This window comes from Nostoc sp. CHAB 5715, assembly GCF_020829685.1.
Classification (GTDB): Bacteria; Cyanobacteriota; Cyanobacteriia; order Cyanobacteriales; family Nostocaceae; genus Nostoc.
Window position 1 is genome coordinate 1 of record NZ_JAIVFR010000989.1, and the last position, 2678, is coordinate 2678.

General features: G+C 44.7%; 1 protein-coding gene. It reads left to right on the forward strand.

Translation table 11 applies throughout. The features are described 5' to 3' along the window. Positions 1 to 2494: UPF0182 family protein (locus tag LC574_RS34805; RefSeq protein WP_229458175.1), on the forward strand; the 2494-nt coding region annotated here is incomplete at its 5' end. Between the last annotated feature and the right edge of the window lie 184 nt (positions 2495 to 2678).

A 2678-nucleotide genomic window follows, 5' to 3' on the forward strand; every position in this document is an offset into this window, starting at 1 on the left:
ACATAATCCCATCAGACAGATTTTTTCTCAAGTCTGGTATCTCGGTTTAATTATGGGAGTAGCGATCGCAATCTTAATTTATCCCCAATTTTTACTAACTGCGATCGCAGTTTTCTTCAGTCCCATTTTTGGCTTCATCATATTCCGACACTGGCCAAAGGTGCTGCAATATTTCCACCCCACCCTTTTCAACAGCACTGAGCCTTTATTTGGTCGAGATATCAGCTTTTACGTATTTTCCTTACCCTTTTGGGAACTGCTAGAACTCTGGCTGATGGGATTATGTTTGTATGGCTTCGTCGCCGTTACTCTCACTTATCTCTTGTCGGCTGACAGTTTGAGTCAGGGAATTTTCCCTGGTTTTTCGCCCCAGCAACAGCGTCATTTATTCGGTATGGGTGGTTTGTTGATGCTGGTAGTGGCTCTAAGTTACTGGCAAAGTCGCTATGAACTCGTGTATTCTAGCCGTGGAGTAAGTTATGGTGCTAGTTATACGGATGTGACAGCCCAGTTGCCAGCTTACACCGTCTTGTGCATCCTGGCAGTAGCGATCGCCTTTTACCTACTTTGGCGAACGCTTTTCTGGAAACCCAAATCTCAGTATCGTCACTTGGTGTTTTACGGGTTAGGGATTTATCTAGTATTAGTTGCAGCTGCTGATGTTGTTCTACCTACGGTGGTGCAATATTTAATTGTCCAGCCTAATGAGTTGCAACGAGAGCAACCCTACATTCAGCGTACTATTGCTTTGACTCGCCAAGCATTTGATTTAGATGCGATCGATGCTAGAACCTTCAACCCACAAGGTACATTAACTGAAGCTGATATTCAAAAGAATGCCTTGACAATTCGGAATATTCGCCTGTGGGATGAGCGACCACTGTTACAAACTAACCGTCAACTGCAACAAATCCGGCCGTATTATCGGTTCCCCGATGCCGATATTGATCGATATACTCTAGTAACAGATGTAACTTCCCGCCGACCTGCTGCCCCCCAAAAACCACCAGAACCTAAGCAGGAACCAGCTGAACCAACAGAACGACGGCAGGTACTGATTGCTGCACGAGAATTAGACTATAGTGCCGTACCACAGGAAGCTCAAACATGGGTTAACCGCCATTTAATTTATACCCACGGTTTCGGGTTTACTGTTAGCCCAGTTAATACAGTTGGGGCGGGTGGGCTACCAGAATATTTTGTTAAAGATATTAGCGATAATAGTAGCGCCCTCACAACTTTTAGTGAAGCCATTCGTGACAGTATTCCCATTGGGCAACCCCGGATTTATTACGGGGAAATAACCAATACCTACGTAATGACTGGCACAAGAGTTAGAGAGCTAGACTATCCTAGTGGTAGTGATAATGTTTACAACTCTTACGATGGTTTGGGCGGCGTTGAAATCGCTTCAATGTGGCGACGCTGGCTGTTTGCGATGTATTTGAAAGATTGGCAGATGCTGCTGACGCGAGACTTTTTGCCAGATACAAAGGTGCTACTGCGGCGAAATGTCAAGCAAAGAATTCAAGCGATCGCACCTTTCCTCAAATTTGACAGCGACCCTTATTTAGTGGCTGCTGCTGCTAATCAAGATTTCCCAAAAAATCCCAGTTATCTTTACTGGATTGTTGATGCCTACACAACTACCGATCGCTATCCTTACTCAGATACTGGTAGCGACGGGATCAACTACATTCGTAACTCGATCAAGGTAGTAATTGATGCCTACAACGGCAGTGTTAATTTTTATATTGCCGATCCAAGCGATCCGATTATTGCCACTTGGTCAAAAATATTTCCCAACACCTTCAAACCGCTCAGTGCCATGCCGGTTAGTCTCCGCAGTCATATCCGGTATCCGGTGGACTTTTTCAAAATTCAATCTCAGCGGTTGATGACCTACCACATGACCGACCCCCAGGTATTTTACAACCGGGAAGACCAGTGGCAGATTCCTAACGAAATCTATGGCAGTGAAACCCGTCCGGTAGAGCCGTACTATTTGATTACTAGTCTACCCACCGTAGCCTTTGAGGAATTTATTCTACTTCTACCCTATACTCCCCGACAGCGAACTAATTTAATCGCTTGGTTAGCGGCGCGATCGGATGGCGATAATTACGGTAAGTTATTTTTATATACTTTTCCCAAAGAAAGACTGGTTTACGGGACAGAGCAAATCGAGGCGCGGATTAACCAAGACCCAGTAATTTCCCAGCAAATTTCCCTATGGAATCGCCAGGGGTCGAGAGCCATTCAAGGCAATCTATTAGTCATTCCCATTGAGGAATCGCTGCTGTATGTCGAGCCAATCTATTTAGAAGCCACACAGAATAGCTTGCCAACTTTGGTGCGGGTAGTCGTGGCTTACGAAAACCGGATTGTCATGGCACAAACATTAGAACAAGCATTGCAGGGAATTTTTAAACCAGAAGTTACACCAGCCCCTGCTATTATCCGTCCCTTTGAAGAAGCAGTCCCGCCTGGTTAAGCGATTTTAAGACTAAATAGTTATGTAGCAGGTGACATTGAGCGTAGACGCGCAGCGACTTGTCGTAAGACATCGCCATTAACAAAATTTATTGCAACAGAGGTGGATTAAATAGCCAAAAAGTTATCCATTGTTACCTACACTTAGCTAACGATTAAAGATCGGGCATATCTTTCCAAACATT